We start from the raw sequence: 26,019 nt of genomic DNA, 5'->3' as shown, positions 1-26,019 counted from the left end.
CGCCGTACGGCGGACCGCAGCAGGGTCACTACCCGCCCCCGCACGGCGGGCAGATGCCGCCGCAGGGCCCGCCCTTCGGCCGACAGTGACGCCTGACGAGCACCTGACCAACCCATGACGAAGGGGGCGGCACCCACCGGCGCCGCCCCCTTCTCGCGTCTCCTACCGTCGACCGCGCACAGGTCAGTCCCCGGACGCCGCCTCGGCCACCGTCACCGGCTCCAGCGTCGGCCGCTTCGGGCGGAGCCCGTCCCCGGAGGACGTGCCCCGCAACCGCCGCCCGATCCACGGCAGCGCGTGCTCCCGAGCCCACTGCAGGTTCTGCGCCCGCTGCTGCGCCCGGCTCAACACGACCGCCTCACCCAGCGGCGTCGGCGTGACCTCGTGCTCGACGCCCAGGACATCCAGCACCTCCGCCGCCACCAACACGTGCCCGTCGGTGTTCAGGTGGATCCGGTCCGCCGACCACACCCGCCGATCCCGCAACGCGCGCATCGCCCACAGGTCGACCACCCGCGCGCCGTGCCGGGCCGCGATCAGCCGCACGTGCTCGTTGTACACGGCGGTGCGGCCCCGCATCCGCCGGAAGATCGGGTCCTCCACACCGTCGACGCCGGTGAACAACACCACGGTGGCGCCCGTGGCGGCCAGCCGCTCCACCGCCGCGTCGTAGTCGTCGCACAACGCGTCGACGTCCACCTTCGGCCGCATCAAGTCGTTCCCGCCCGCGTACAGCGTCACGAGATCCGGCTTCATCTCCAACGCCGGCTCCAGCTGCTCGGCCAGCACCTGGGGCAGCAGCCGCCCCCGAATCGCCAGGTTCGCGTAGGCCAGACCCGGCCGCGCCCGAGCCAACTGCTCGGCGACCCGATCGGCCCACCCACGCACGGCATTGGGGGAGGAGGGGTCGTCATCACCGACCCCTTCGGTGAACGAGTCACCCAGAGCAACGAAGCGCGAGAACATGGTCGAAACCTTAACGACACCGCACCTGTGGGCCCGCGCACGCTCGTCACAGAAAAGAATCCGCGACCGTGTCGAGAAAGGCAGCGCCCGTTCGACGGGAATACAGAGGCGGGCACCACGCCCACCCACACCCGAAAGGAACACATCATGCGCTACCTGATGTTCGTCAAGGCCGACGAGCGCTCCGAAGCCGGCGGCATGCCCACCGAGCAGGAACTGACCGAGATGACCGCCTTCAACGAGCAGCTCGTCAAGGCAGGAGTGATGCTCGACGGCGACGGACTCGCCCCCAGCTCCGAAGGCGCCCGCGTCACCTTCGACGAGAACAACACACCCACCGTCACCGACGGCCCCTTCACCGAGGCCAAGGAACTCGTCGCCGGATACTGGGTCATCGACGTCTCCTCCCGCGACGAAGCGATCGAGTGGGCCCGCCGCGCCCCACTCGGCCCCGGCGGCCAGATCGAGATCCGCCGCGTGTTCACCGAGGACGACTTCGGCGACGCCCTCACCCCCGAAGTGAAGGAAGCCGAAGCCCGCATGCGCGAGGCCGAAGCCCGACGCCGCGAGGAGCTCACCCGCTGAGCGACCCGCCCCGAACGCGTCGACGGCACGGCTCACCTGGTTGAATAGCCCGCGTGGACACCACCGAGGTGCGCCGTGTCCTCGACGCGGTCTGGCGGATCGACTCCGCCCGCATCACCGCCTCACTCGTGCGCTGGACCCGCGACCTCGACCTGGCCGAGGAACTCGCCCAGGAAGCCCTCGTCACCGCCCTGGAACAGTGGCCCGTCTCCGGCATCCCCACCAAACCGGGAGCCTGGCTGCAGACCGTGGCCAAACGACGCGCCATCGACGAACTACGCCGCCGCCGGCGGCTCGAACGCAAACTCGACGAACTCGGCCGAGACACCCCCACGCACACCGAGTTCGAGGAACCCGACGTCGACGACATCACCGACGACGTGCTCCGCCTCGTCTTCACCGCCTGCCACCCCGTGCTCTCCACGGACAAGCGCGTCGCTCTCACACTCCGCGTCCTCGGCGGCCTCACCACCGCCGAGATCGCCCGCGCCTTCCTCGTCCCCGAACCCACCATGGCCCAGCGCATCAGCCGCGCGAAGAAAACCCTCACCCGCGAACACGTGCGCTTCGAAGTCCCCGCCGCCTCCGACCTCGCACCCCGCCTGTCCTCGGTCCTCGAAGTCGTCTACCTGATCTTCAACGAGGGCTACGCGGCCACGTCGGGCGAGGAGTGGATCCGCACCGACCTGTGCTCCGAAGCCCTCCGACTCGGCCGCATGATCGCCGAACTCGCCCCCACCGAACCCGAAGTCCACGGCCTCGTCGCCCTCCTGGAACTGCAGGCCTCCCGCACCCGCGCCCGCACCGGCCCCGACGGCGAACCCGTCCTCCTGCTCGACCAGGACCGCACCCGATGGGACCGCCTCCTCATCCGCCGCGGACTCACCGCACTCGACCGCGCTCTCACCCTCACCGACGCTCCCGGCCCGTACACCCTGCAAGCCGCGATCGCCGCCTGCCACGCCCGCGCGACCACACCCGACGACACCGACTGGCACCGCATCGCACACCTGTACGCCACCCTCGCGCGAGTCCACCCGTCACCCGTGGTGGAACTCAACCGCGCCGTCGCCGTGTCCATGGCCGACGGCCCCGCACCCGCGCTCGACCTGGTCGACCGCCTCCGCGACGAACCCGCCCTCGCGCGCTACCACCTGCTGCCCAGCGTGCGCGGGGACCTCCTCACCAAGCTCGGCCGCCACACCGAAGCCCACCGCGAGTTCACCCGCGCCGCCGAACTGACCCGCAACGCCCGCGAACGCGCGCTGCTGGAGCGGCGGGCCCGCGCCGCCGCCGCGCACGCGGAGCACCTGCACCGGCTGACGGCCGGGCACCTCAGCTCACCGCCGCACCGAACCAGCGACGGCACCGGTCGGCCAGTTCCCGCTGGTCGTCACCGTGGTCATCGCCGACCCACGCGACATGCCCGTCCGGGCGCAGCAACACCGCGGCCACACCCAGGTCGGCCAACCCGTCACCGACGTCGACGACGTGATCCACCCGATCCGCCCAGCCCGCCACCGAAAGCCCACCGGTCCGATCGAGCAACAACCCCCGCCCCTCCCGCATCCGCTCGTACAGACGTCCCCGCCGCAACGGCACGTCCCGCATCCGACGCCCCAGCAGGTCGTGCCCCTCGCCGCACGCGTAGCGGACCCCGATCGCCGTGATCTTCTCGATCAGGAACCGGTTCACCTGCTCGAAGTCCATCAACTCCGACAGCAACCGCCGCACCGCCACCGGACCCGGCTCGGTGGACATCAGCTCCGCCTGCGCCCGCGTGTTGGTCAGCACGTCTACGGCCACCGGACGCCGTTCCGCCTCGTAGCTGTCGAGCAACCCCTCCGGCGCCCAGCCGGCCACCTCGGCGGCCAACTTCCACCCGAGGTTGAACGCATCCTGGATACCGAGATTCAACCCCTGCCCACCCAGCGGAGGATGCACATGGGCCGCGTCACCGGCCAACAGCACCCGCCCGACGCGGTAGTGGTCGACCAGCCGGGTCGCGTCACCGAAGCGCGACAGCCACCGCGCCGACCGCGCCCCGAAATCCGTCCCGGCGTGAACCCGCAGCTGCCGCCGCACCTCCTCGAGCGTCGGCGGCGTCGAACGGTCCTCGGCGACCCCGTCCGCGGGCACGACCACGCGAAACCACCCGTCACCGAGAGGACCCGCGCCGACGTCCTTCCGCGTCCCCCGCACCTCGTCCACCACGGCAGCCACCGTCTCCGGGTCCGCCGCCAACTCCACCTCGCCCAGCAACGTCTCACGCCGGGCCGGTTCACCGGGAAAACCGACACCCAGGACCTTGCGCACCGTGCTGCGGCCACCGTCGCACCCGACAAGATACCGCGACCGCAACCGCGTCCCGTCTGCCAACTCGGCCGTCACCCCACCGTCGTCCTGACTCAATCCGACCAGCTCGCAACCCCGCCGGATCTCGGCCCCGAGCTCGACCGCACGCTCGGCCAGCAGCCGATCGGTGACCGGCTGCGGAATACCGAGAATGTAGGAATGGGCGCTGTCCAGGTCGGACGGCCACGGCTTGTCGATCCCCGCGAAGTAGCCGCCGAGCCGGTACTGCCGACCGTGAGCGAGGAACCGCTCCAACAGCCCACGCTGATCGAGCACCTCGATGCTGCGCACGTGCAGACCGAGCGACCTGACGTGCGGCGCCGGCGCCGGCTCCTTCTCCAGCACGACCACGTTCACCCCGTGCAACCGCAACTCACAGGCCAGCATCGAACCGGTCGGCCCGCCACCGACCACGATGACGTCGAACACCACAGAAACCCCCTGAAGTCGTCAGCCAGCCGCCCCAACACGTCCAGTGCGTTCGCGGACGCGCGTGGCCTGGCTCAGAGAAGGGGAGTCTGCGGCATCACCCGGGGCTTGCGGCAAGCCCCCCACAGCGATATACCTTGAAGGTGGCGGGGGAGAAGTCCGTTGTCACCCGCGTCCTCACGTCCGTTCAGGACGGACACCACCCTCCTCGACGATCCAGCACACGGGGGAGGGGAGCGGTATCACCGCGACGGCCAGCTACCTCGCTCGATCAACACCTCACGCAGCACATCCGGCCGGTCGGTGACGATCCCGTGCACACCCAAATCCAGCAACGACCGCATCCGTTCCCTGTCGTTGATCGTCCACGTGTGCACCTCCAGACCCAGCCGATGCGCCGCCGCGACGAACGCCTTGTCGACCACCGTCACCGGACCCTGCCGCAGGGGCACCTGCGCCAGCGCACCCCGGCTCAACGACCCCAACCGCAGAAACGGAAACCACCCGTCCGCCCGCACCAACGCCGCCGACCGCGGACCCAGGGACGTGAGCAGGCGAGGGCCCGCCAGCTTCCGCAACCGCGTCAACCGCGCATCGGAGAACGCCGCCGCCGCGACCCGCTCGAACGCGCGTTGCCGCCGCAGCACCCGCACGAACGGCTCCACCGCCGCATCCGACTTGACGTCGACGTTGAAGAACGCGTCCGGAAGCTCCTCCAGCACGTCCTCCAAACGCGACACCGGCTCCCGGCCGCCGATCTTCGCGCGCCGCACGACCGACCACGGCTGCTCCAGGATCGCGCCCGTGCGGTCGGTCGTGCGGTCGAGCGTCGCGTCGTGGTGCACGACCACGGTGCCGTCCGACGTCACGTGCACGTCGGTCTCGACGTAGCGGTAACCCTCGGCCACAGCGCGCCGGAACGCGGGGAGCGAGTTCTCCATGCCCGACAGATCACCCACGTGCCAACCGCGGTGGGCGAAGGCGCGGGGCGGCGGGTCCGCCAGGTAAGGGTGGGTGAGCGTCATGGTCATCAGTCTGCCTCCCCGGCGTGGTCACGGCATGAGCACGTGACCAACGGCTAATGTCGCGCGGGATGAGCGAACTGCGCGTAGGCGACGACACCCGCACTGAAACGTCACGTGACGAAATCGCGGCAGTGCGCCGTGTGAAGGCACCGGAGCATTGCGGCTGGTGCGGCCGCCGACTCGACCTGTCGAGCACCGCCGGGCGGCGGCGACGGTACTGCGGGCAGTCGTGCCGCCAACGCGCCTACGAACGCCGCACGGCGGTGCAGCGCAGCGGATTGCCCGAGGACGCCGTCGTGCTGTCCACGGACGAGGTCGCCGTGTTGCAGGACCGGCTGTTCCAGGTGCGCTGCGCCGCGGAGGACGTCGCCACGGCAGCCCGCGAAGGCGCCGGCGTCGACGAACTGCGCGACCTGGCGACCGAACTCGCACGCGCGGCGCACGAACTCGAACGACTGCGCTGAGCCGGGCACCGAACCGGCCGGGCGTCCCGCCCCACCAGGATTTATCCATAACGCCGATAAGAGACATTATGTTAAGTAGACGTGGAGCGGGGTGGCCGGGAACTCCCCTCATCACGATCCCGAGCGCCGGGCACCCACTCGCACCCGGCGCTCGTCGACCGGCCGACGACTACGCACGCACCGGCGGCACGCCGCGGTCGAGCTGCAGATAGTCGATGTTGAAGTTCTGGAAGCCCTCGGGCATGCGCACCACGAGATCGTGCGTGCCCTGGGTGAGGAACGTGGTCTCCAAAGGCTGCAGCTCGAAGGCGCCGTGGTGGGTGGTGTTGCGGATCTCGCGCACGGCACCGGCCTTGCCGTCCCACTCCAGGACCACCGAACCCGCCGGAGAGTACGGCGACGACACCCGCGCCGACACCCGGTAACGCCCGGTCTTCGGCACCTCGACCTGGTAGCGGATCCACTCCCCGCCACGGATCCAGCTGACGCCGATCGCACCCCGGTTGGAGCAGATGTCGACGCCCTCGTCGAGCCGCATCACCGTGCAGCGGTTGGGATCGAGGTCGTGGTAGGCGACGCCCTCCCCGCCGGTGGCGTAGTCCTCGCCCTGCACCCGCACCGTGCGGTCCTTCCCGGGCAGGTACCCGTAGCGGTCCAGGTCGCCACCGTCGCGCCAGTAGTCGAGCGCCTCGACGTTGTCCGTCTGGATCATGCTGGCGCCGAAGTCGTCCACCAGGCGCTTCCAGCCCAGGTCCTCGTCGCGCAGCGACGTCTCGTCGGTCATGCCGGCCGCGAGCGACTCCCACATCGAGTTGATCCAGATTCGGCTCGTCTCGCGGACCTCGGCGAGCGCCTCGGGCTGCACCTGGGCGTCGGCGAGGTCGTCGAAGACGATCTCGTAGGCGACGGGGTCGGTGGCGAAGGCGCCGATGCTGTCGGTGTTCGCGTCGTTCACCACGTGCAGGTAGAGGGCGTCCGGGTGGTCGGCGAGGAAGGCGTCCACCTCGGCGACCGGCGCGCTGCTCTTGAAGAGTCCGTGGTCGACGGTGCCGGTCTCGTCCAGCACCCGGTAGATGTCCTCGCGGATGGACCAGCCCTTGTCGAGGTTGACGAACGCGCGGCCCCGCAGGACGTCGAGGGCTTCCTCCAGGGTGGGCACCCGGTGCTCGGTGAGCGCGGCCTGATCGCCGCCCAGGCCCTGCTTGAGCCGGAGGTCCTTGATCTGGGCGAGGGTCAGGTCGGCGACGGCCCCGGTGCCGTCGGTGGTCCGGTCCACGGTGGTGTCGTGCATCAGGACCAGGTGGTCGTCCTTGGTGCGCATGACGTCGAGTTCGATGATCTCGGCGCCGTCCCGGATCGCCGCCTCGATCGCGGCGAGCGAGTTCTCCGGGGCTTCCCGCCACTGGCCGCGGTGGGCGGCGATCAGCAGTGGCGCGTCGTCGCTGTGGTCGTGCAGTGCGGCGGACAGGTTCTGCCACGACGGTGTGGGTGCGGCGTGTGCCGGGGTCACCCCGAGTGGAGCGACCAGGGCCAGCAGTGCGGCGGGGACGACACTTCTTCGGGCGGTGCGCAGCATGAGGTTCCCTTCTCGGTGCCTGCTCGCGAGTCGCGCGAGGGACTCAGCGTCGTCGCGCGAGTCGACGGTGTCGTAGCGGTGCCGTGATCGTCGGGTCAGTGTCGCGTGAACACTGGCGGACATCCGTCCCCTCGCTCGGCGCCGTTCCGGACCGAACGTGAAGCCATGTCGTGTATTGTGCATTCCACGACTCGGCTATGATCTTGGTGTGGCGAAACCGGAACGGCTGTCCGACATCACGGTCCGCGACGCGACGCTGGAATATCTGGAGATCCTCGAACGGCGTGTGCTGCGGGGGCAACTGGCCACCTCCACGCTCACCTCCTACCGTCGCGATCTCGACGAGTTCACCACTCTCCTGGGCCCGGAGACGGACCTGGACTCGATCGAGGCCGACGATCTGGAGATCGCCATGACCAGGCTGGCCAAGGCGCCCGACCGTCGCTACCGCGTCGGTTTGAAGATCGCCGAGGACGGCTCCACTCCCCCTGGTCGAGGGCCGTATTCGCTGGCCAGGTGGTTCGCCGCGGTACGGGGGCTGTTCCGCTGGGCGGCCGACAAGGGATACGTGCAGGTCGATCCGACGTTGAAGGTCACCCCACCTCGCACTCCGAGTCGCGCGGCGGGGTCTCGGGTCGGGCTCCGGTTGGACGAGGCGCTGGTGCTGCGTGGCGCGCCGTCGGCGCGGGCGTCCGGGCAGTTGCGGGCCGACCAGCGGTTGAGTCTGCGCGACGAGGCCATCCTGCGGCTGCTGGTCGAGTCGGGACCGCGGGTGTCGGAGCTGTGCGGCGCCAATCGCAGCGACATCCGTTTGCACGAGGAGACCCGGACGCCCGTGCTGCACGTCCGCGGTAAGGGACAGAAGGATCGGGACCTGCCGTTGTCACAGCCCACGGCGGAGTTGATCGAGCGCTACCTCGCCGAGGAGCGTCCCGCTCCCCCGTCGCCGCGCTCGGCGCGGGACGCCGCCGAGCGACGCCGCATCGACGACGCGGCGGGAGCATTGTTCGTGTCGATCCGGGGTTGGCGGCTGGCGCCGAGGGACGTCCAGCGCATGGTGCAGCGCTACACGAAGGAGTTCCTGGGGCGGCGGGCGACGCCGCACTCGTTGCGGCACACGGCGTTGACGATCCTCGCGCGTGCCGGGGTGGACATCGCGACGGTGGCGCAGATCGCGGGGCACGCGAGCCTGTCGACGACGTCGGTGTACATGGACGACTCGATGAGTGCGGCGGCGGAGGCGATCGAGGGTTCTCCCCTGGCGCAGCCGTGAGGTGTGCCGGGTGGTGTCGCTGCCGGTGGCGGGGATGCCGTGGGCCGGCAGCGACACCGGTGGTCACTTGCGCCAGTAGGTCTTGCAGGTGGCGGTGGTGTACTTGGTGACGCGGGCCGAGGAGACCGCGCCCGGTCCGACCCAGTCGGAGTCCTTGCTGCCGTCCATCTCCACGGAGGAGCCGTGGGCGACGGAGTCGTGCCGGTACTGCGAATAGCAGCTCTTCTGGCCTGCGGCGTTGGCGGTGGCGCCGTGACTCCAGATGCCTCCGCCGACCTCCTCCACGGCCTGGATCGTCACGCCGTCGGCGAGGTCGTCGATCGCGTATTCGATCCAGCCACCTTCGTCGGTGTGCGCTTGCGCGACGATGCGGATGCCGGACTGGTTGGTCGTCGCGGCGTCCTCGGCGGCGGCGGTACCGGCCGTGACGAGTGTGCCGGCGAGAACGGTGACGATGCCGGTCGTGGCGGCGAGTGTGCGCATGGTGCGCTTCATCGGGTTCCTTCTCTCCTGTGTGGGGGGAACGGTGGGGATCATAGCTTGAGTTGATCTTGGTTGGGTGGGTGTGACCACTCGGCGATGTCGGTGCCGCGGGTGCGGTCGTTTATCCGGGTGGACGCCGGGAAGTCATCGGTGACCACGATGGAGGTGGCGCGCAGATGGTGACCTACTCGTACCGGTGTCGGCAGTGTGGCGATTTCGACGTGCGGGCGCCGATGGGGTCGGCCGCGCCCCGGCGTGCGTGTCCTCGGTGTGGCGGGTCGGCGGGGCGTCGCTTCACCGCTCCGCGGGTGCGTCGTGGTGATGCCGCCATGTGGCGGGCTCTGGAGAGTACCGAGCGGAGTGCGGAACAGCCGGAGGTCGTGTCGGGGCTTCCTCCGGCGTCGGGGGCGGCGCGGGTGAGCCGGGATCCTCGGCACGCGCGGTTGCCTCGTCCGTGAACCAACAGGGTTGTGAGGGAGTTTTCCCATGCCTGAAGTGAAGTTTCGCGTCGATCAGTCGCGTCGGTTCGCCGAGCAGGAGGTGTTGGGGCACAACCGGTGGCATCCGGACGTGCCTGCGGCCGTGACGGTGCGTCCGGGTGAGGAGTTCCGGGTGGAGTGCCGGGAGTGGTTCGACGGCACGATCTACAACGACGACTCGGCCAACGATGTGCGGGACTGTGACATTTCGATGGTGCACCAGTTGTCGGGGCCGATCGCGGTGGAGGGCGCCGAGCCCGGTGACCTGTTGTTGGTGGACATTCTGGAGCTCGGTCCGGTGCCGCAGGAGCAGGGTCCGGTGGCGGGCCAGGGTTGGGGCTACACGGGGATTTTCGCGCGGGAGAACGGTGGTGGGTTTTTGACCGACCACTTCCCCGACGCGTACAAGGCGGTGTGGGACTTCCACGGGCAGACGGCGACGTCGCGGCATCTGCCGGGGGTGTCGTTCGTGGGCATCGCGCATCCGGGTCTGATGGGGACGGCGCCGTCGGCGGAGATGTTGGCGCGGTGGAACGGGCGTGAGGGTGATCTGATCGCGACGGATCCGTCGGCGGTGCCGCCGTTGGCGTTGCCGCCGGAGCCGCACAACGCGTTGCTCGGGTCGTTGTCCGGGGCGGAGTTCGAGCGGGTGGCGGCGGAGGCGGCGCGGACGGCTCCGCCGCGGGAGAACGGTGGGAACCAGGACATCAAGAACCTGTCGCGGGGTTCGCGGATCTTCTATCCGGTGTTCGTGCCGGGGGCGAAGCTGTCGTTGGGTGACCTGCACTTCAGTCAGGGCGATGGGGAGATCACCTTCTGCGGGGCGATCGAGATGGGCGGCTACATCGACCTGCACGTGGATCTGATCAAGGGTGGGATGCAGGCTTACGGGTTGGAGACTCCGATGTTCATCCCGGGTCGGGTGGAGCCGCAGTACTCGGAGTATCTGGCGTTCTCGGGCCTGTCGGTGACGGAGTCGGGTGAGCAGCGGTATCTCGATTCGCAGTTGGCGTACAAGCGGGCGTGCCTGCACGCGATCGACTATCTGACGAAGTTCGGGTACACGCGGGAGCAGGCGTACCTGTTGTTGGGTGCGGCGCCGATCGAGGGTCGGTTGTCGGGTGTGGTGGACATTCCGAACTCGTGCGCGACGGTGTATCTGCCCGTGGACGTGTTCGACTTCGATCCGAGGCCGTCGGCGCAGGGGCCGACGAGGGTGGATCGGGGGCAGTGTGCGGTGAGCAGCTGACGGCCGCTCCCCCGTCGGTGCGTGTGCTGGTGGTGGGTCGCTCCCCCGTCGGTGCGTGTGCTGGTGGTGGGTCGCTCCCCCACCAGCACACGCTGTGTCAGACGTGGGACAGCAGTTCGCGCATCTGGTCCGGAGCGTAGGCGGTCGCCCACTGGAGTCGCAGGTTTCCCTTGGTGAGTGATTCCAGTCCGAAGGCGGTGATCTTGTCGGGGTCGTCTGATTCGAGCACGCAGACGATGTCGTAGGGGCCGCCGGGTGTCCAGTAGATGGCGCTGACCGTCACGCCGAGGCGGTTGGCGAGTTCGTTGGTGGCTTCGTATCGGTCCACTGTGTCCCGGTAGGCGCGTGCTCCCCCGTCGGTCCACTTCAGGAAGCCGATGGCTGTGGTCATGGCGGGCCGTCCTTCCTCGTGGCGCGTCGATCGCAAATGTCCAGAATCGGAAAGTGGTGACGTCGGTGGCGAGGGTCGAAAGTCCCCGCGTCGGGTGGCAACTGCTGTGGTTACTACGTGTGTAGTGCGGCCGTGTGGAGTGTTCCGATGAGTTCCGGTGTCGTGTGGTGTCGAACCGCGTACTGGCAGGGCGCCACCGGTTCGGACCGGAGTGGAGCGACACCACTCTGGTCGGCGGTGGCGACCTCGTCGCGACCGTGGCGGGGGCGAAACCGGGTGGAATCGGGTGTTCGCGGCGAATCGCCCGCGGTTTACGCTGCGGTGATGGTGGTCAGCGCGCACGTGGTGCAGCGGTTACGCGCGGCGGGGTGCGTGTTCGCGGAGGACGAGGCTCGGCTGTTGGTGGACGCTGCGGCCGACGCGGCGGCGTTGGAGCGGTTGGTGGCGCGGCGGGTGGCGGGTGTGCCGTTGGAGCACCTGCTGGGGTGGGCCGAGTTCGCCGGGTTGCGCGTGGCGGTGGAGCCGGGTGTGTTCGTGCCTCGCCGGCGGACGGAGTTCCTCGCGGAGTCGGCGGTGTCGTGGGTGCGGCCCGGATCGCGGGTGGTGGACCTGTGCTGTGGTGCGGGGGCGATCGCGGCGGTGGTGGCGGCGTCGGTTCCCGGGGTGCGGGTGTGGGCGTCGGATGTCGACGCGGCCGCGGTGCGGTGTGCGCGGCGGACGTTGGCCGGGACGCGGGCGGTCGTGTGTGAGGGGGATTTCGACGCGGCGTTGCCTGCGGAGTTGGCGGGGCGGGTCGACGTGCTGGTGGCGAACGTGCCGTATGTGCCGAGTGAGGCGGTCGCGTGGCTGCCGCCTGAGGCGCGGTGGCACGAGCCGCGTGCTGCGTTGGACGGCGGGGTCGACGGGTTGGCGTGGGTTCGGCGGCTGGTGGGGATCGCTCCTCGGTGGGTGCGGCCGGGTGGTGTGGTGTTGTTCGAGGTGGCGTCGGGGCAGGTCGAGACCGCGGTGGGGGTGGTCGAGGCCGGTGGGTTGGCGGCGCGTGTGCGGGTGTGTGACGAGCGGGACGCGATCGTCGTGGTGGGGCGCGTGCCCCGGCGGGGGTGAGTGTCGGGCGTGTGTCGTCAGGCCGGGAGTGGGGGCCGCACGTTCTCGAAGATCACGTTGGCCTGGTGGCGTCGTGCGATGTCGTGGTGGTGGGGTGTGCGCACGGTCCACAGGAGCAGGGGGACGCGCAGGATGCGGCGCCAGGCTGAGATCCACGCGTCGGGCATGGCGGTGACGTCGAAGGCGAGGAAGTGCGGGCGGGTGACGGCGTTGGTGGCGATGGTGCGCAGGAGGGCCTTCTGGACGCGCGGTATGGGGAACGTGGTGGGTGAGGTGGCGAGTTGGCCGCGTAGCACGGTGGGGTGTTCGCGGCGGAACCACGCGACGATGCGCGGGTCGAACGACTGGACGGCCACGGGGCCGCGGTAGTGGCGCAGGAGTTGGACGACCGGGGGTCCGATGCGGCGGGCGGGGGCGCCGGGTTTGATTTCGATGAGCACGGGGACCTGTCCGTCGACGAGGTCGAGCACGTCGTCGAGCAGCGGGACGGTGGCCTCGGTGTCGAGCAGGGTGAGGCGGGTGATGTCGTGGGCGTCGAGGGTGGCGACCTTGGCGCTGGTGCCGGTCATGCGGGTGAGGTCGTCGTCGTGCATGACGACGAGGCGGTCGTCGGCGGAGAGGTGGATGTCGAGTTCGATGCCGTAGCCGGCCTTCAGGGCGGCCTCGAAGGCGGGCATGCTGTTCTCGGGCCGCTCGTCGTCGTGCAGGCCGCGGTGGGCGATCGGGGTCGTCGCCAGCCAGTCGGCGCCTGCTGTCGTGTGCACTGTGCCCTCCCCGGTGCCTTCCACGCCGTGCGCCAACTTAGCGGAGTGCGCGAGGAGGGCGGGTGCCGTGTTCCCTCGGTTCAGCCGACCCCGGCGGCGCGGCTGAGTGATTCCCAGCGTTCGAGTTCGGCCTGTCGCTGCCGGGAGATGTCGCGGACGAGGTCGAACGAGGTGCTGCCGAGGATGACGCGGGTGGGTGGTTCGGGCAGGTCGACGATGTCGCCGACGACGGCGGCGGCTCGGGCGGGCTCGTCCTGGACGCCTTCGCTCCACAGGGCCGCGAGTTCGGTGCGCAGGTCGGCGTAGGCGGGGTCGGGTTCGGTGGCGGTGGTGCCGCGGGTGAACAGTTCGGTGTCGTAGCCGCCGGCGTTGAGGATGGTGACGGCGATGCCGAACTGGGCGACTTCCATGGCCAGTGCTTCGGTGAACGACTCCAGGGCGGCTTTGCCCGCGGAGTAGAGGCCGACGCTGGCGTGTCCGCCGACGGATCCCATCGAGGAGACCTGGAGGAGGTGTCCCCCGCCCCGGTGGCGGAGGTGGGGCACGGCGGCCTGGGACACCCAGAGTGCTCCGAAGAGGTTGGTGTCGAGGTGGGCGCGGGCCTGTTCCTCGGTGGTTTCCTCGATCATGCCGTAGTGGAACTGGCCCGCGCTGTTCAGGACCACGTCGAGGCCGTCGAACAGGGTGGCTGCTGTGTCCATGGTGGACAGCACGGCGGCGCGGTCGGAGACGTCGAGCGGGAGTGCCGCGAGGGCGCCGTCGTGGGCGGTGACGAGGTCGTGGAGTGGGCTGATGTCGCGGGCGGTGGCCACGACGCGGTCGCCGGAGGCGAGTGCGGCCTCGGTGAAGGCGCGGCCGAGGCCGCGTGAGGCGCCGGTGATGAACCAGGTGCGGGTGCGGGGCGGGGTCATGGACGACCCTCCTTAAACGAGACGAGACGTTGCGTTCCATAACTATGGCGAGCGACTCTCCCGTTTGTCAAGACGGTTCGTCTCGTCTCGTCGTAAGGTGGGTCCATGACCACCTCCCACCGCTCCCCCCGGCGCAGCGAACGTTCCCGCCGCGCGATCCTCGACGCCGCCCGCGACCTCGTCGTCGAACACGGCTACGCCAAGGTCGGCATCGAAGCCATCGCCACCCGGGCGGGCGTGGGCAAGCAGACGATCTACCGCTGGTGGCCCTCGAAGGGCGCGGTGGTGTTCGAGGCCGTACGCGCGTTGAGCGAGGACAGCGACGGGGAGATCACCCTTCCCGACACCGGTGACCTGGAGGCCGACCTCAAGCTGGTGCTGCGTGCCACCGCGGCCGAGTTCGCCGACCCCGCCTTCGACGCGCTGATCCGTGGCCTGACCACCGAGATGGCGCACGACCGGGAGCTGGCCGCCGCCTACGAGGAACACACCGCCGCGCTCGAGGACGCCAAACGGCAGCGTCTGCGCAGCGGCCAGCGCGCCGGGCAGCTCTCCCCCGACGCCGACCTCGACCTGGTGCTGGAGCTGCTCTACGCCCCGTTGTTCCGGCGCTGGCTGCTGCGCACCGGTCCCCTGACCGCCGACTTCGCCGACCGGCTCGTGGAGGCGGCCCTGCGGGCGTTCGCGCCGGCGGCCGAGGTCAGCGCGCCCTGATCACCTCGTACAGGCTGGGCCAGCCGTTCAGACCGTGTCCCGCGGCGATGGCGCGGTGGTGGTACGACTGCACCGCACGCGGCAGCGTGGTGTCGATTCCGGCGGCCTCGCTGGCTCCGACGATGTGGTCGGCGGTGGCGCCCATCATGGTCGTCGTCGCGCCGTCGCCGGGATACTCGCCGCGTTCGAGTTCGCCGGCGACGCCGTCCAGGAAGTACGACATCATGTCGAACATCTGCGTGGCGTAGGGGGCGAACGTCGTGGCGGGCACGCCCGCGGCCGTCAGCAGGGCTGTGGCGTGCAGGTGGGCCGCCAGTGACGTGAGGAAGATGTCGAGCTGCGCCTGGTAGTAGAGCTGGGCGAGCGCGTGGTCCTCCCCTCGGTAGTCGGGTCGGCCGAGGACGCCGAGCGTGTGCGTGTGCGCGTCGAGGGAGTCGCGAGGACCCGCTGTAGAAGACGTAGGAGTGTTCCGTTCCGATCAGTTCGGCGGACACCATCACTCCGCCGACGAGGAGCCGGGCGCCGTGCTGGGCGAGCCGGGCCGCGGCCTCGGTGGTGCGTTGTGGAGTGTCGGAGCTGAGGTTGACGAGCAGTCGCCCGGCCAGCGCGTCCGTGGCGGGGTCGAGGATGTCGTGCATGGCCTGGTAGTCGGTGAGGCTGAGGATCACCAGCTCGCTCGCGGCGAGCGCGTCGGCGACGGTGTCGGCGAGGGAGGCGGTGCGGTTCCACACCGTCACGGCATGTCCCGCGTCGAGCAGGGCGGTGACCATGGCCTGTCCCATAGGGCCGAGGCCGATGACGGTGACCGGTTCGCGGGTGTTGCCGGTGGTGATCATCGCTTGCCTCCCGTGGTGTTCGTCGTGGTGGTGAGGTAGTCGATGACGCCGCTGAGGTCCTCGTGGCCGTGGCCGTCGTCAACACGGCAGCGCACCAGCCGCCCGAGGGGTTCCAGCAGCAGAACGGTGTGCACGACACGGTCGGAGCACCGTGACGGCCCCGCTGCACGACAACCGGTGACCGGTTCCCGCTCGCGCGTCCCACGTTTCGCCGATACCGCCGGACACGGGCGTATACCACTGTGGACCTCCTGGACCTCACCGGAGAGGGTGGCGATGCCCGTGTCGCACCGCAGGAGCGTCTCGCAGCACAGGACCGCCCGTCGGGCGGGGCCGGTCGTGGTCGGCGCCGTCACCGTGCTCACGGTGTCGCTGGTGACGGCGCCGGATCCGGCCGCCACAGCGGACACCCGAGCGGTGCCGGTGACCGTCACCGAGGGCACCAACCTCGTCGCTGCCGCCGCACCGGACGGCAGCGTGATCATCGACCTGCAGGGGCAGCTCTTCCGCGTGCCCGAGGGGGGTGGCGCCGCCGAACGCCTGACCACGGTCGAGGCCGAAGCCGCGCAGCCCGACGTGGGTCCCGACGGCCGCATCGCCTACCAGGGCTACGCCGACGGCCGGTTCCACATCTGGATCACCGAGCCCGACGGCAGCGACCCGACACAGTTCACCGACGGCGGCTTCGACGACCGCGAACCCCGCTGGTCACCGGACGGCAGCACCATCGCGTTCTCCTCCGACCGCGGCGGCTCCTACGACATCTGGACCGTCGACGTCGCCACCGGCGACCTCACCCGGCGCACCGACGCGCCCGGGCAGGAGCACACCCCTGCCTGGCACCCCGACGGGCGGACCCTCGCCTACGTCGCCGACGCCGGGATCGAGGCCGTCGCCGCCGACGGCAGCACCCGTACCCTTGCGCCCGCACCGCGTGACGAGCAGACCTCCCTGCATGCGCCGTCGTGGTCCCCGGACGGCGAACACCTCGCCCACGTGCGCCACACCGACACCCGCGCCGACCTCGTGATCGACGACCGGGCCGTCACCGACGGCGAGGACGTGTTCCTCTTCCCCGCCGAGTGGCTCGACGACGACCACCTGCTCTACACCGCCGACGGAGCCCTGCGCACCCGCGACCTCACCACCGGGACCACCCACGACGTGCCGTTCGAGGCCACGTTCGCGCTGCCCGGCGTCGACTACCGCCGCAAGGACCACGACTTCGACGACCGCTCCCGCCACGCTGTGCGCGGCATCCTCACCCCGATGCTGTCGCCGGACGCCACCCAGGTCGCGTTCGTCGCGCTCAACGACCTGTGGCTCATGCCGCTCGACGGCAAGCCCCGCAGGCTCACCGACGACCGCTTCGCCGAAATCAACCCGGTGTTTTCCGCCGACGGCCGCTACCTCGCCTACGCCGCCGACCGCGCGGGCACCCCGGATCTGTACGTGCGGGACCTGCGCACCGACCGGGAACGGCGGGTCACCGCGCTCGACGGCGCCGAGGTCTCCCCCGCCTTCTCCCCGGACGGCACGCGGCTCGCGTTCCAGGACCAGGACGGCGCCACCTACGTGCTCGACCTGGACACCGGCGCGGTGCGCGAACTCGTGCCGTCGGTGTTCGGGCCCGGCCGCCCGAGTTGGTCGGCCGACGGCACGACGCTGGCGTTCGCCGCCGTCAAGCCGTACTCGGAACGGTTCCGGGAGGGCACCAGCCAGATCCTCACCGTGGACGTCGCCACCGGCGAGCAGACCTTCCACGCCCCCGGCGCCGAGCACGCGTCCCTCTCCACCCGCGGCGACGACGGTCCCGTGTGGTCGCCCGACGGGCGGTCGATGGCGTTCGTGGTCGACTCCACGCTGCGCGTGCTGCCCGTCACCGCCGACGGCACCCCGGCCGGGCCCGCCCGCGAACTCAACGGCGAGGTCGCCGACGCACCGTCCTGGAGCGGCGACTCCCAGGACCTGCTGTACCTGTCGAACGGCGAACTCCGCCTGGCCGACGCCACCACCGGCGCCGCCCGCACCGTCGACGTGCCCCTGTACTACCGCCCCGACACCGCCCGCGGCCGCACCGTCATCCACGCCGGCGCGTTCTGGGACGGCGAGAGCCGACAGCTGCGCCACGACGTCGACATCGTCGTGCGCGGCAACCGCATCGCGTCGGTGACCCCGCACCGCGACGGCACCCGCCACAACGGCCCGTTCGTCGACGCCTCCGACCTCACCGTCATGCCGGGGCTCATGGACTCCCACGTGCACCAGGAATACGAGTCCCGCTTCTACGGCGACCGCCAGGGCCGCGTCAGCCTCGCCTACGGCATCACCTCCACCCTGTCGGTGGGCGACCAGGTGTATCGAGCCATGGAGGACCGGGAATCGCTCGACTCCGGGGCCCGGGTCGGCCCCCGCTTCTACGCCACCGGAGAGCCGATCGACGGCTCCCGCGTCTACTACAACTTCATGCGCCCCACCACCAGCGACGAACAGGTGGAGCGGGAACTGTCCCGGGCGAAGGCCCTGGACTACGACATGATCAAGACCTACGTGCGGCTGCCCGCCGACCGCATGCGCACCGTCATCGACACCGCCCACGACCTCGGCGTGCCCTCGGCGTCGCACTACCTGTCGCCGGGCGCGCACGTCGGGCAGGACGGCACCACCCACCTGGCCGCGACCCAACGCCTCGGCTACGCGCGCACGCTCACCGCCACCGCCACCTCCTACGGCGACGTCGCCGCCCTCTACGGGCAGGGCCGCCGGTCCGTGACCGCCACACTGTTCACCACCGACTTCCTCGGCGCCGAGGAGATCGCCACGGACCCGCGCCTGGCGCTGTACCCGCCGTGGACGCGCCAGGAGCTGCTGGCCGACACCGCCGACAACACCACCGCACCGTCCGATCCGGACTGCGACACCGCCGACTGCCGCGAGGTCCGCGCCCTGCAGGCCGTCGCCGACGCGGGAGGCCGCGTCGTGGCGGGCACCGACGCGCCCCTGGCCTACGTGGGAACGGGTCTGCACGCCAACCTGCGGGAGCTCGTCGGCTACGGCTGGACACCGTACGACGCGCTGCGCACGGCCACTGTCAACGCCGCCGAGAACCTCGGCGTCGCCGACGACGTGGGCACGCTCCAGCCGGGCAAGGTCGCCGACCTGATCATGGTGCGCGGCAACCCGCTCCGCGACGTCGACGCCGCGATGCACGTCGAGGCCACCATGGTGGGCGGGCACCTGCACACCCGCGACGCGCTCCTGGCGCCCTACACCGGCGACCACGAACCGGCACTCGTCGCGGCAGCCGCACGAGACACCGGACCGGCTCCCGCGACGACCGTCTCGCAACGGGCGAACCCGGACGCGGCCGCCCGCTACTGGTGGCACGCCCCCGACGTGGTCGCCGCCGCCTACGACCACTCCTGCAGCGCCTACTAGAGGGCCGGATCGGATACGCCGGAAGGGATAGGAGGCGGATTCGCACCTTCCGGTCGGCAACTACGCACTGAGCCGACATTGTCGGTGGGAGCTGATTGGCTAGCCGAATGTTCGAAACTCCCGACGAGCTGCACAGCCTCCAAGCCCTGCTCGACACGTCTTTGGCCGGCGCCGGCAGCCACCTCAAATCGATCATCCGGCCAGGTGACAGCACCTTGGACGCCGAGCAGGTCGTCCGGATCTGCCAAGGCATGTGCACCCTGGCCATCGCCACCGTCACCCGGCGCGGTGAGCCACGCATCAGCGGCGCCGACGGGCACTTCCTGCACGGTCGTTGGATCGTCGGCACCCACCGCCAGGCCGCCAAAGCCCGTCATCTCGCGGCGCGGCCCGGCATCAGCGCGACCTACATGCGCGGCGAGCAGCTCGGCATTTTCACACACGGACACGCCGTTCCGCTGAACCCCGAAGGGACAGGCAGCGACCCGACCTGGCCGAGCGTCCGCGACTACCTCGTCGACCACTACGACGGCGACGGCGACGAACCATTCTGGGACGAGAGCGTGTGGTATCGCATCGAGCCCAGCTGGATGGTCGCCTACAGTGCCGACCCCGTCGGGCTGCTCGACCGACAACCGTCAGTGTGAAAGAAGCTCGCGCGGGTCCGCAGGCGACCAAGCACCGGACGTACCGAGGTGCGGGCGAGAAGTACCTAAGCACGTCAGATTCCCCATCGCCGTGATCTCCCTACGTTGGTGTTCACCAGCGAGTACGACCACTGAGGAGAGGCATGAGCGACACGTTCGAGCTCATCCAGCGCTATCTGGCCGCCTGGAACGAGACCGACCCGCCCACACGACAGGCCATCCTGGCCGAGGTCCTCACCGACGACGCGATGTACACCGACCCTTTGGTCTCCGTGCAGGGCAGAGACGGGCTCGACGCCACCATTGCGGCGGTCCAGGCACAGTTCGGCGGGCTCTTCTTCAGTCTCGGTGGTGCCGTGGACGCCCACCACCACATCGCGCGTTTCACCTGGCATCTGGGGCCTGGGAGCGGCGAGCCGATGGTCATCGGCTTCGACGTCGTGGCGATCGGCGACGACGGGCGGATCAGCCAGGTGCTCGGCTTTCTCGACGTGGTGCCCGCCGGAGTCTGAATCTTTCCGGGTCGATCGTCCGACCGACAACGTTAAGGAGAACTGTGACCGCCTACGTCATCGCTCACCTCCAGGAGGCTGAGCCGCATCCCGAGATCGCCGAGTACATCGAACGGATTTCCGGCACCTTTGCGCCCTATGGTGGCCGCTTCCTCGTCCACGACACGCAGCACGAGGTCAAGGAAGGTCGCTGGCCGGGACACGTCGTGATGATCGGCTTCCCCGGGATCGCCGAGGCCCGCGCCTGGTGGGACTCACCCGCCTACCAGGAAATCGCGCCGCTGCGCTCACGACACATCGACGGCGACATCATCCTGGTCGACGGTGTCGGCGAGGACTACGACCAGACATCCGCCGCCCGGGCGATGCGGGAGGTTTCGCGAGAGCCGCGCCCTGGCCTCGGGTGAGGAGGGAACTCGGAATCACAACCCCAGCTGCTCGGCGAGTCTCCCGAGTTCACCACGAGAAGCGACGCCGAGCTTGGGGTAGGCCTTGTAAAGGTGGTATCCGACCGTGCGATGGCTGAGGAAGAGCCGCGCGGCGATGTCTCGATTGGACATTCCCTGAGCGGCGAGCCGGGCGATCTGCAGTTCCTGGGGAGTGAGGTCGGCGGCCATGCCGTCGACCCGCCCGGAGGGCCGGTGGCCGTGGACGCCGGCGGCGGTGAGCTCTCCGCGGGCACGGTCGGCCCACGGTCGCATACGCAGCCGGTCGAACACCTCCAGAGCTGAGCTCAGGTGCGTGCGAGCCTCGGCCTTGCGCCGAGCCCTGCGCAACCACTCGCCGTACAGCAGCGCGGTCCTGGCGCGCTCCAGGGCTCGACCTTCGTGGTCGTGCAGAGCGAGGGCCGCCAGGTAGAACGACTCTGCCTGATCGTCGGCGGCCAGCAACCCCCGGCAACGCAGCACGAGCGCCTCGGCCCACGGCTGCCGGACCGACCCGGCCCACCGCGCGAAGCGCGCCAACGGATCGGCGGCGCGTTCCGGTGCCCCCACCCGTACGGCAGCCTCCACCAGGTCGGGGGTCGAACGGGTGGCGCAGAGGTGATGGCGCATCGGCTCGCGGGTCAGCCGTTCGAAGCGAGTGAGCGCCGCCTCGGCGCGGCCCAGGCCGAGATCCAGCAACCCCCACGCCCAGTGAGCCCACGGCGCGCCCGGAGACATGGCCGTCGCGGTGGCGTCCGCCAGCCCCGCTTCGACATGGTGCCGACAGTCCGACTCCCTGCCCGCGACCGCGTCGAGGTAGGCCAGCACGCTACTGAACTGGCTGACCCACTGCTGCTGACCCGTGTCCCGGGCGAGCCGCAGAGCCTCCGTCGCCGTGGCGAGCGCGTCGCGGTGCCGACCGGTGAACACCTCGCCTTCGGCCATGAAGAACAACACCGTCGGCAGCCGCCCGGCACCGCCCCGGTCACGATGTTCGGCGGCGAGCGCGGTCGCCAACTCGTAAGCGTCGCTGTCCTGTCCCAACGCGAGCGCCGCGCCGCAGAGAATCATGAGTACCTGGTCGGCGACCCGGCCGCGCTGCCGCATCGCCGTGAGAGTGTCGCCCAGCGGCAGCGGTCGCTCGGACCGGTCGCCGGCGAGATGGGCGAGGTAGGACGCTACCGGCGCGAAGGGATCCGTCTCGTCCAACGGCAGCGCCGTCAGCCGCTCCACGGTGTTCGAGAGCTGACGTTCTCCCAGATACCAGGAGGTGTGCATCGCCTGGACGAGCGATGCTGCGGCCTCGCCCGGTTCGGTGTCGCGGAGACGTGCGGCACCGTCGAGCAGTAACCGGTGGGCGGTGGTGTGAGCGCCCTGCCAGAAGTGGGCGAATGCCCGGACTCGGGTGAGGCGTGCGTCCACTGCCGCGTCCCCGTCCTGTAGCCGCCGCGCCGTGCGGTCCCCGAGTGCTCGGGCACGCTCCAGATCGCCCGCTTCCAGTGCCGCCTCCGCCGCCAGGACCTCGCGGCGGGCTCGGGCGGCGGGCTCGACGCTCAGCCGGGCGGCCCGTTCGTAGGCCGCTGCGGCTGCCTCGTGACCATGGCGTTCGCGAGCCCGGGCGGCGGTGCGTTCCAGTGCGCCTGCGACCGCCTCGTCGGCACCGGTGGTGGCGGCCGCGAGGTGCCAGGCTCGGCGGTCGGCGTGCTCGGGAGAGTTCAGGGCGGTGGCGAGCGCACGGTGGGCCGCGAGGCGCTGCCCGAGCGGTGCCCGCTGGTGGACGGCGGCGCGGAGCAACGGATGACGGAAGCGGATCGTGGTGCCGTCCGCGCCGACGCGGACCACCAGGCCTGCCCGCTCTGCGGGAGACAGATCCTCGACGGCGGCCCCCAGCACGCCGGCAGCCCGTAGGATCACGCCGAGCTCTCCGGTCTCGTCCACAGCCGCCACCAGGAGCAGCGTCTGGCAGGCTTCCGGCATCCGGCTGGCCTGGCCGTGGAAGGCCAGCTGCAGGCGACTGGTGAGAGGAAGCGCTCCCGGCGAGGACCTGGTGCCGCCTTCGCCGGCCAGGGCGATCGGCAACTCCAGCAGTGCCAGCGGGTTGCCGCCCGCCTCGGCAAGCACCCGGTAGCGCACCGCCGGTGTGAGTGGATGCCGGTCGAGCACGGCGGCCGCCGCGTCCGGACCCAGTCCGGACAAGCGCAGTTCCGGGAGACCGGGTTCGGGGCCGGATTCCTCGCCGTCCCTGGCGGCGAAGATCATGACCACAGCCTCGGCGTGCAGGCGACGAGCGGCGAACACGAGGGCGTCCCGCGACGCCCGATCGAGCCACTGCGCGTCGTCGACGAGGCATACCAACCCCGTCTGTCCCGCGTACTCCGCCAGCAGGGAGAGCACTGCGAGCCCGACCAGCATCGATTCGGAACCGGTCGCAGGCCCGAGGCCGAAGATCGCTTCGAGGGTCTCGCGCTGCGGTCCGGGCAGCGCCGTGCGAGCGTCGAGTGCGGGCCGCAGCAACAACTGCAGCCCCGAGAACGGCAACTCCGCCTCGAACTCGACCCCGGTGCCGCGCAGCAGCCGCAGGTCCCCGGCGGTCTCGGCCACATGGTCCAGCAACGCCGTCTTGCCGATGCCCGGCTCACCGCGCAGGAGCAGTGCCGAGCTGGCGCCCGCCCGGGCTCGCGCCAGCAGTCCGGCAAGCACGGCCTGTTCGGCTTCTCTCCCGTGCAGCACCCCCATGCGCTCATCCTGGCACGCGATCACCCGGCGCGAGCGCACCGTCGTCGTGCTACTCCCCGGCGTAGACCTCCCGCAGCCGGGCCAGGTCGGCGCCCTCGACGACGATGTCCAGCGAGCGCAGCACGTCGCCGAGCTCGTCGGGGGTGACGACCGTCGACTCGGCCTGGCGGCCGTCGGTGTACTCCACGAGGTAGTGGCGGCCGAGGAGTTTGCGGGACACGCCGTGGTCGCGGCGCTGCACGATCAGCCGCCGCGTGAACGGCGAGTTCGCGTGCGTGGCGACGTAGTGGTTGGCGACCTCGTAGTCGACGGGCCGCTTCGGGGTCTCGTCGAAGCCGTGCTCGACACGCCACCCGTCGCCGGGGTCGCCGGGGTCGCCGGTGGGGGCTTCCAGCAGCCAGTACCGCCCGTCGCGCCGCAGGCGGAACGGCCATCCGCCGTACTCGGTGTTCGCGCCGTCGGCCAGCGGCAGCGGCCTCAGCAGTCCGGACCCGAAACCCACGTCGGCGAGGAACCGCTCGGCGCCGACGTCCACCAGCAGCACCAGGTGCGTTTCGGGCATCTCCGGGCGGGTGAACCCCACGCGCCCCACACAGCGCGTGACGCCGTAGCCGAGGCGTTCGAGCGCGGCGGCGAAGAGCAGGCCGTGTTCGAAGCAGTACCCGCCGCGCCGGCTGTGCACGAGTTTGGCCGTGAGGTCGGGCAGCTCCAGGCTCGGGGGCCGACCCAGGAGCACGTCGACGTTCTCGAACGGGATCGAGCGCACATGCGCTTCGTGCAACGCGGCGAGGTTGCGCGCCGATACAGAGTCTGCGGAGACGCCGATGCGGCGGAGATACGCGTCCAGGTCGAGTGCGTTGACGTTCCAGTCCAGCGCGGGAACCGCCGTCGTCTTCTGCGTGCTGGTCACCCCGACACCGTCGCATCTCCACTGCGGTGGAGGTCAACCCGACCCCCAACGCATAGTTGCTGCACACAACTTCTTTCGTTAGCATTGTTAATTACCTGTGCCCGTTGACCGACGAGCCCCACCAGCCTGAAGGAGCCACCACGTCCGCGCCGTCCAGCCCGACGCCCCCGAGCCCCGTCACGACGTCCATGCCGCACCGGCAGATCCTCAAGGCCTTCACGGGTCTGCTCTCGGCCCTGCTGGTCGCGATGCTGTCCTCCACCATCGTCTCCAGCGCCCTGCCCACCATCCTCGCCGACCTCCACGGAACCCAAGGCCAGTACACGTGGGTGGTCACGGCGATGCTGCTCACCTCCACCGCCACGACTCCCATCTGGGGCAAGCTCTCCGACCTGTTCAGCAAGAAGGTGCTGTACCAGACCGCGATCGTGATCTTCACGATCGGCTGTGTGCTGGGCGGGTTCGCGCAGTCGATGCCGCAGCTCATCGCCTTCCGCGCCGTGCAGGGCATCGGCATGGGCGGTCTGCAGGCGCTCATCCAGGCGGTCATCGCCGCGATGATCGCGCCGCGTGACCGCGGCCGCTACGCCGGCTACATCGGCGCCACCTTCGCGATCGCCACGGTCTCAGGCCCGCTGGTGGGCGGGCTCGTCGTCGACTCGCCGCTCGGCTGGCGCTGGTCGTTCTGGGTGTGCGTGCCCATCGCCGTCATCGCCTTCATCCTGCTCGGCCGCACCCTCAAACTGCCCGTCGTCAAGCGCGACGTCTCCATCGACTGGCTCGGCGCCACCCTCATCGTCGGCAGCGTCACCGTGCTGCTGGTGTGGGTCACCCTCGCGGGCAAGGACTTCGCCTGGTGGAGCCCCCACACGGCCGTGCTCGTCGGCGCCGCCGTGCTCCTCGGTGCCGGGGCGATCCTCGTCGAGAGCAAGGTGCGCGAACCCGTCGTGCCGCTGCACCTGTTCCGCAACCGCACCTTCACCCTCGCCGTCGTCGGCTCACTCGCCGTGGGCACCGCCATGTTCGGCGGCACCGTCTTCCTCGTGCAGTACTTCCAGACCGCGCGCGGCTTCTCCCCGAGCATCGCCGGCCTGCTCACCCTACCCATGGTGCTGGGCATGGTGAGCTCGTCCACGATCACCGGCCGGCTCGTCTCGCGCCTCGGCCGCACCAAGCCGTTCCTCGTCGGTGGATCGCTGGTGCTTCTCGTCGGCCTGACGCTGCTGTCGCAGGTCGACCACGACACCAACCTGTGGTGGATGGGTGTCTTCCTCGCCCTCATGGGCATCGGCGTGGGCTCCGTCATGCAGAACCTCGTCCTGGCCGCGCAGAACACCGTCGGCATGCGCAACGTCGGCGCCGCCACCGCCACCGTGACCTTCTTCCGCACCCTCGGCGGCGCCACCGGCGTCTCCGCCCTCGGCGCGGTGCTCGGAGCACGGGTGTCTGCCATCGTGTCCGAATCCCTCGCCGCACGCGGCATCGCCACCGACGGCGGGTTCACCACCAACGGCACCCTCGACGTGAGCGCCCTCCCCGCGCCGGTGCAGGAGATCGTGCGCGCCGCCTACGGCGACGCCACGGGCACGCTCTTCCTCATCTCGGCAGTGATCGCGGTGGTCACCGCCGTCGCGGTGCTCTTCATCCGCGAGACCCCGCTGCGTGACACCCTCGACCTCGACGACGACCAGAACCCCGCACGGGCCCACACCACCCGCGGCCCACGCCGCACCGCGCGCACGGCCGC

The 26,019-nt window shown here is 70.4% G+C and carries 23 protein-coding genes and 2 pseudogenes; 13 read left to right on the top strand and 12 right to left on the bottom strand.

All coding sequences use genetic code 11. The annotated features are described in order from the left end of the window. Positions 1–183 precede the first annotated feature (183 nt). Positions 184–966: an SGNH/GDSL hydrolase family protein gene (locus tag SACAZDRAFT_RS03160; RefSeq protein WP_005438628.1), complete on the bottom strand. Its 783-nt coding sequence runs from the start codon at positions 964–966 to the stop codon at positions 184–186. 147 nt (positions 967–1,113) lie between these two features. Here SACAZDRAFT_RS03160 and SACAZDRAFT_RS03155 point away from each other — a divergent pair, with 147 nt between their 5' ends. Together SACAZDRAFT_RS03155 and SACAZDRAFT_RS22295 are read left to right on the top strand one after the other, a co-directional pair. Further along, positions 1,114–1,551: a YciI family protein gene (locus SACAZDRAFT_RS03155; protein ID WP_005438624.1), complete on the top strand. Its 438-nt coding sequence runs from the start codon at positions 1,114–1,116 to the stop codon at positions 1,549–1,551. 53 nt (positions 1,552–1,604) lie between these two features. Continuing rightward, positions 1,605–2,852 (top strand): annotated as a pseudogene (locus SACAZDRAFT_RS22295) (RNA polymerase sigma factor); the annotation flags it as partial. Between the two features lie 34 nt (positions 2,853–2,886). On the opposite strand, the gene rox reads toward SACAZDRAFT_RS22295, so the two are convergent. Beyond that, entirely contained in the window at positions 2,887–4,335 is a 1,449-nt protein-coding gene (gene rox, locus SACAZDRAFT_RS03140; RefSeq protein WP_040927895.1) for a rifampin monooxygenase, read from the bottom strand. A 242-nt stretch (positions 4,336–4,577) separates the two neighbouring features. Then, on the bottom strand, positions 4,578–5,360 hold the full coding sequence (locus tag SACAZDRAFT_RS03135) for a glycerophosphodiester phosphodiesterase (protein ID WP_037294942.1): 783 nt from the start codon (positions 5,358–5,360) through the stop codon (positions 4,578–4,580). A 68-nt stretch (positions 5,361–5,428) separates the two neighbouring features. Here SACAZDRAFT_RS03135 and SACAZDRAFT_RS03130 point away from each other — a divergent pair, with 68 nt between their 5' ends. Then, the gene (locus SACAZDRAFT_RS03130; protein ID WP_005438619.1) at positions 5,429–5,824 is read left to right on the top strand and encodes a hypothetical protein; all 396 of its coding nucleotides are present in this window, start codon (positions 5,429–5,431) and stop codon (positions 5,822–5,824) included. A 169-nt stretch (positions 5,825–5,993) separates the two neighbouring features. On the opposite strand, the gene SACAZDRAFT_RS03125 is transcribed toward SACAZDRAFT_RS03130, so the two are convergent. Next, positions 5,994–7,523 carry a glycerophosphodiester phosphodiesterase family protein gene (locus SACAZDRAFT_RS03125; RefSeq protein ID WP_157606926.1) on the bottom strand — a complete coding sequence of 510 codons (1,530 nt, stop codon included), beginning with the start codon at positions 7,521–7,523 and terminating at the stop codon, positions 5,994–5,996. An 85-nt stretch (positions 7,524–7,608) separates the two neighbouring features. Between SACAZDRAFT_RS03125 and SACAZDRAFT_RS03120 the strand changes: the two genes are divergently transcribed. Next, positions 7,609–8,673, top strand: a complete 1,065-nt coding sequence (locus SACAZDRAFT_RS03120; protein ID WP_005438616.1) for a tyrosine-type recombinase/integrase — start codon at positions 7,609–7,611, stop codon at positions 8,671–8,673. A gap of 63 nt (positions 8,674–8,736) precedes the next feature. Here SACAZDRAFT_RS03120 and SACAZDRAFT_RS03115 read toward each other — a convergent pair whose 3' ends face one another. Next, positions 8,737–9,168: a lactococcin 972 family bacteriocin gene (locus SACAZDRAFT_RS03115; protein ID WP_005438614.1), complete on the bottom strand. Its 432-nt coding sequence runs from the start codon at positions 9,166–9,168 to the stop codon at positions 8,737–8,739. A 164-nt stretch (positions 9,169–9,332) separates the two neighbouring features. Here SACAZDRAFT_RS03115 and SACAZDRAFT_RS22290 point away from each other — a divergent pair, with 164 nt between their 5' ends. Both SACAZDRAFT_RS22290 and fmdA read left to right on the top strand, forming a co-directional pair. Further along, on the top strand, positions 9,333–9,614 hold the full coding sequence (locus SACAZDRAFT_RS22290; RefSeq protein WP_005438603.1) for an FmdB family zinc ribbon protein: 282 nt from the start codon (positions 9,333–9,335) through the stop codon (positions 9,612–9,614). A gap of 28 nt (positions 9,615–9,642) precedes the next feature. Beyond that, positions 9,643–10,884 carry a formamidase gene (gene fmdA / locus SACAZDRAFT_RS03110; protein WP_005438594.1) on the top strand — a complete coding sequence of 414 codons (1,242 nt, stop codon included), beginning with the start codon at positions 9,643–9,645 and terminating at the stop codon, positions 10,882–10,884. Positions 10,885–10,981: 97 nt separating this feature from the next. Here fmdA and SACAZDRAFT_RS03105 read toward each other — a convergent pair whose 3' ends face one another. Beyond that, the gene (locus tag SACAZDRAFT_RS03105) at positions 10,982–11,275 is read right to left on the bottom strand and encodes a GYD domain-containing protein (protein WP_005438592.1); all 294 of its coding nucleotides are present in this window, start codon (positions 11,273–11,275) and stop codon (positions 10,982–10,984) included. Between the two features lie 324 nt (positions 11,276–11,599). Here SACAZDRAFT_RS03105 and SACAZDRAFT_RS03100 point away from each other — a divergent pair, with 324 nt between their 5' ends. Beyond that, positions 11,600–12,379, top strand: coding sequence for a putative protein N(5)-glutamine methyltransferase (locus SACAZDRAFT_RS03100; RefSeq protein WP_040927644.1), 780 nt, complete (start codon positions 11,600–11,602; stop codon positions 12,377–12,379). Between the two features lie 17 nt (positions 12,380–12,396). On the opposite strand, the gene SACAZDRAFT_RS03095 is transcribed toward SACAZDRAFT_RS03100, so the two are convergent. Together SACAZDRAFT_RS03095 and SACAZDRAFT_RS03090 are read right to left on the bottom strand one after the other, a co-directional pair. After that, the gene (locus SACAZDRAFT_RS03095) at positions 12,397–13,143 is read right to left on the bottom strand and encodes a glycerophosphodiester phosphodiesterase family protein (RefSeq protein WP_005438589.1); all 747 of its coding nucleotides are present in this window, start codon (positions 13,141–13,143) and stop codon (positions 12,397–12,399) included. A gap of 80 nt (positions 13,144–13,223) precedes the next feature. After that, positions 13,224–14,054, bottom strand: coding sequence for an SDR family NAD(P)-dependent oxidoreductase (locus SACAZDRAFT_RS03090; protein WP_005438587.1), 831 nt, complete (start codon positions 14,052–14,054; stop codon positions 13,224–13,226). 105 nt (positions 14,055–14,159) lie between these two features. On the opposite strand from SACAZDRAFT_RS03090, the gene SACAZDRAFT_RS03085 reads away from it, so the two are divergent. After that, complete coding sequence (locus SACAZDRAFT_RS03085) at positions 14,160–14,768, top strand: TetR/AcrR family transcriptional regulator (protein WP_005438585.1); 609 nt, start codon at positions 14,160–14,162, stop codon at positions 14,766–14,768. On the opposite strand, the pseudogene SACAZDRAFT_RS03080 reads toward SACAZDRAFT_RS03085, so the two are convergent. Both SACAZDRAFT_RS03080 and SACAZDRAFT_RS23115 read right to left on the bottom strand, forming a co-directional pair. Beyond that, positions 14,755–15,604 (bottom strand): annotated as a pseudogene (locus tag SACAZDRAFT_RS03080) (NAD(P)-dependent oxidoreductase). The gene SACAZDRAFT_RS03085 and the pseudogene SACAZDRAFT_RS03080 overlap by 14 nt on opposite strands. Continuing rightward, a complete protein-coding gene (locus SACAZDRAFT_RS23115) occupies positions 15,601–15,738 on the bottom strand; it encodes a hypothetical protein (RefSeq protein ID WP_176662489.1) in 138 nt (45 codons plus the stop codon). Before SACAZDRAFT_RS23115 ends, SACAZDRAFT_RS03080 begins: the two are co-directional and overlap by 4 nt. Positions 15,739–15,880: 142 nt before the next feature. Between SACAZDRAFT_RS23115 and SACAZDRAFT_RS03075 the strand changes: the two genes are divergently transcribed. The 4 genes from SACAZDRAFT_RS03075 to SACAZDRAFT_RS03060 all read left to right on the top strand — a co-directional run bounded on the left by SACAZDRAFT_RS03075 (position 15,881) and on the right by SACAZDRAFT_RS03060 (position 20,608). Further along, positions 15,881–19,042 (top strand): amidohydrolase family protein, encoded by a 3,162-nt coding sequence (locus SACAZDRAFT_RS03075; RefSeq protein ID WP_005438573.1) that lies wholly within the window; start codon positions 15,881–15,883, stop codon positions 19,040–19,042. Positions 19,043–19,149: 107 nt separating this feature from the next. Further along, positions 19,150–19,689: a pyridoxamine 5'-phosphate oxidase family protein gene (locus SACAZDRAFT_RS03070; protein ID WP_005438572.1), complete on the top strand. Its 540-nt coding sequence runs from the start codon at positions 19,150–19,152 to the stop codon at positions 19,687–19,689. Positions 19,690–19,832: 143 nt separating this feature from the next. Continuing rightward, entirely contained in the window at positions 19,833–20,201 is a 369-nt protein-coding gene (locus SACAZDRAFT_RS03065; RefSeq protein WP_005438571.1) for a nuclear transport factor 2 family protein, read from the top strand. A gap of 44 nt (positions 20,202–20,245) precedes the next feature. Next, positions 20,246–20,608 (top strand): DUF1330 domain-containing protein, encoded by a 363-nt coding sequence (locus SACAZDRAFT_RS03060; protein WP_005438568.1) that lies wholly within the window; start codon positions 20,246–20,248, stop codon positions 20,606–20,608. Between the two features lie 15 nt (positions 20,609–20,623). Here the strand turns inward: SACAZDRAFT_RS03060 and SACAZDRAFT_RS03055 are convergent, their stop codons facing one another. Both SACAZDRAFT_RS03055 and SACAZDRAFT_RS03050 read right to left on the bottom strand, forming a co-directional pair. After that, positions 20,624–23,362, bottom strand: coding sequence for an ATP-binding protein (locus tag SACAZDRAFT_RS03055; protein WP_005438567.1), 2,739 nt, complete (start codon positions 23,360–23,362; stop codon positions 20,624–20,626). Between the two features lie 49 nt (positions 23,363–23,411). Beyond that, the gene (locus SACAZDRAFT_RS03050; RefSeq protein WP_005438566.1) at positions 23,412–24,272 is read right to left on the bottom strand and encodes an arylamine N-acetyltransferase family protein; all 861 of its coding nucleotides are present in this window, start codon (positions 24,270–24,272) and stop codon (positions 23,412–23,414) included. A gap of 188 nt (positions 24,273–24,460) precedes the next feature. Between SACAZDRAFT_RS03050 and SACAZDRAFT_RS03045 the strand changes: the two genes are divergently transcribed. After that, positions 24,461–26,019, top strand: a 1,559-nt coding sequence (locus tag SACAZDRAFT_RS03045; protein WP_082245287.1) for an MDR family MFS transporter, incomplete at its 3' end; no start/stop codon positions are given.

Source organism: Saccharomonospora azurea NA-128, from assembly GCF_000231055.2.
In the GTDB taxonomy this organism is placed as follows: domain Bacteria; phylum Actinomycetota; class Actinomycetes; order Mycobacteriales; family Pseudonocardiaceae; genus Saccharomonospora; species Saccharomonospora azurea.
Note: the sequence above shows the minus strand (reverse complement) of the source record. Positions and strands in the feature narration are given on the sequence as shown.

Excerpts from the sequence above, each read along its gene's own strand:
- SACAZDRAFT_RS03160 (WP_005438628.1), bottom strand. The coding sequence starts at position 966 with ATGTTCTCGCGCTTCGTTGCTCTGGGTGACTCGTTCACCGAAGGGGTC.
- SACAZDRAFT_RS03155 (WP_005438624.1), top strand. The coding sequence starts at position 1,114 with ATGCGCTACCTGATGTTCGTCAAGGCCGACGAGCGCTCCGAAGCCGGC.
- SACAZDRAFT_RS03135 (WP_037294942.1), bottom strand. The coding sequence starts at position 5,360 with ATGACGCTCACCCACCCTTACCTGGCGGACCCGCCGCCCCGCGCCTTC.
- SACAZDRAFT_RS03130 (WP_005438619.1), top strand. The coding sequence starts at position 5,429 with ATGAGCGAACTGCGCGTAGGCGACGACACCCGCACTGAAACGTCACGT.
- SACAZDRAFT_RS03125 (WP_157606926.1), bottom strand. The coding sequence starts at position 7,523 with ATGTCCGCCAGTGTTCACGCGACACTGACCCGACGATCACGGCACCGC.
- SACAZDRAFT_RS03115 (WP_005438614.1), bottom strand. The coding sequence starts at position 9,168 with ATGAAGCGCACCATGCGCACACTCGCCGCCACGACCGGCATCGTCACC.
- SACAZDRAFT_RS22290 (WP_005438603.1), top strand. The coding sequence starts at position 9,333 with ATGGTGACCTACTCGTACCGGTGTCGGCAGTGTGGCGATTTCGACGTG.
- fmdA (WP_005438594.1), top strand. The coding sequence starts at position 9,643 with ATGCCTGAAGTGAAGTTTCGCGTCGATCAGTCGCGTCGGTTCGCCGAG.
- SACAZDRAFT_RS03105 (WP_005438592.1), bottom strand. The coding sequence starts at position 11,275 with ATGACCACAGCCATCGGCTTCCTGAAGTGGACCGACGGGGGAGCACGC.
- SACAZDRAFT_RS03100 (WP_040927644.1), top strand. The coding sequence starts at position 11,600 with ATGGTGGTCAGCGCGCACGTGGTGCAGCGGTTACGCGCGGCGGGGTGC.
- SACAZDRAFT_RS03090 (WP_005438587.1), bottom strand. The coding sequence starts at position 14,054 with ATGACCCCGCCCCGCACCCGCACCTGGTTCATCACCGGCGCCTCACGC.
- SACAZDRAFT_RS03085 (WP_005438585.1), top strand. The coding sequence starts at position 14,160 with ATGACCACCTCCCACCGCTCCCCCCGGCGCAGCGAACGTTCCCGCCGC.
- SACAZDRAFT_RS03075 (WP_005438573.1), top strand. The coding sequence starts at position 15,881 with ATGCCCGTGTCGCACCGCAGGAGCGTCTCGCAGCACAGGACCGCCCGT.
- SACAZDRAFT_RS03070 (WP_005438572.1), top strand. The coding sequence starts at position 19,150 with ATGTTCGAAACTCCCGACGAGCTGCACAGCCTCCAAGCCCTGCTCGAC.
- SACAZDRAFT_RS03065 (WP_005438571.1), top strand. The coding sequence starts at position 19,833 with ATGAGCGACACGTTCGAGCTCATCCAGCGCTATCTGGCCGCCTGGAAC.
- SACAZDRAFT_RS03055 (WP_005438567.1), bottom strand. The coding sequence starts at position 23,362 with ATGGGGGTGCTGCACGGGAGAGAAGCCGAACAGGCCGTGCTTGCCGGA.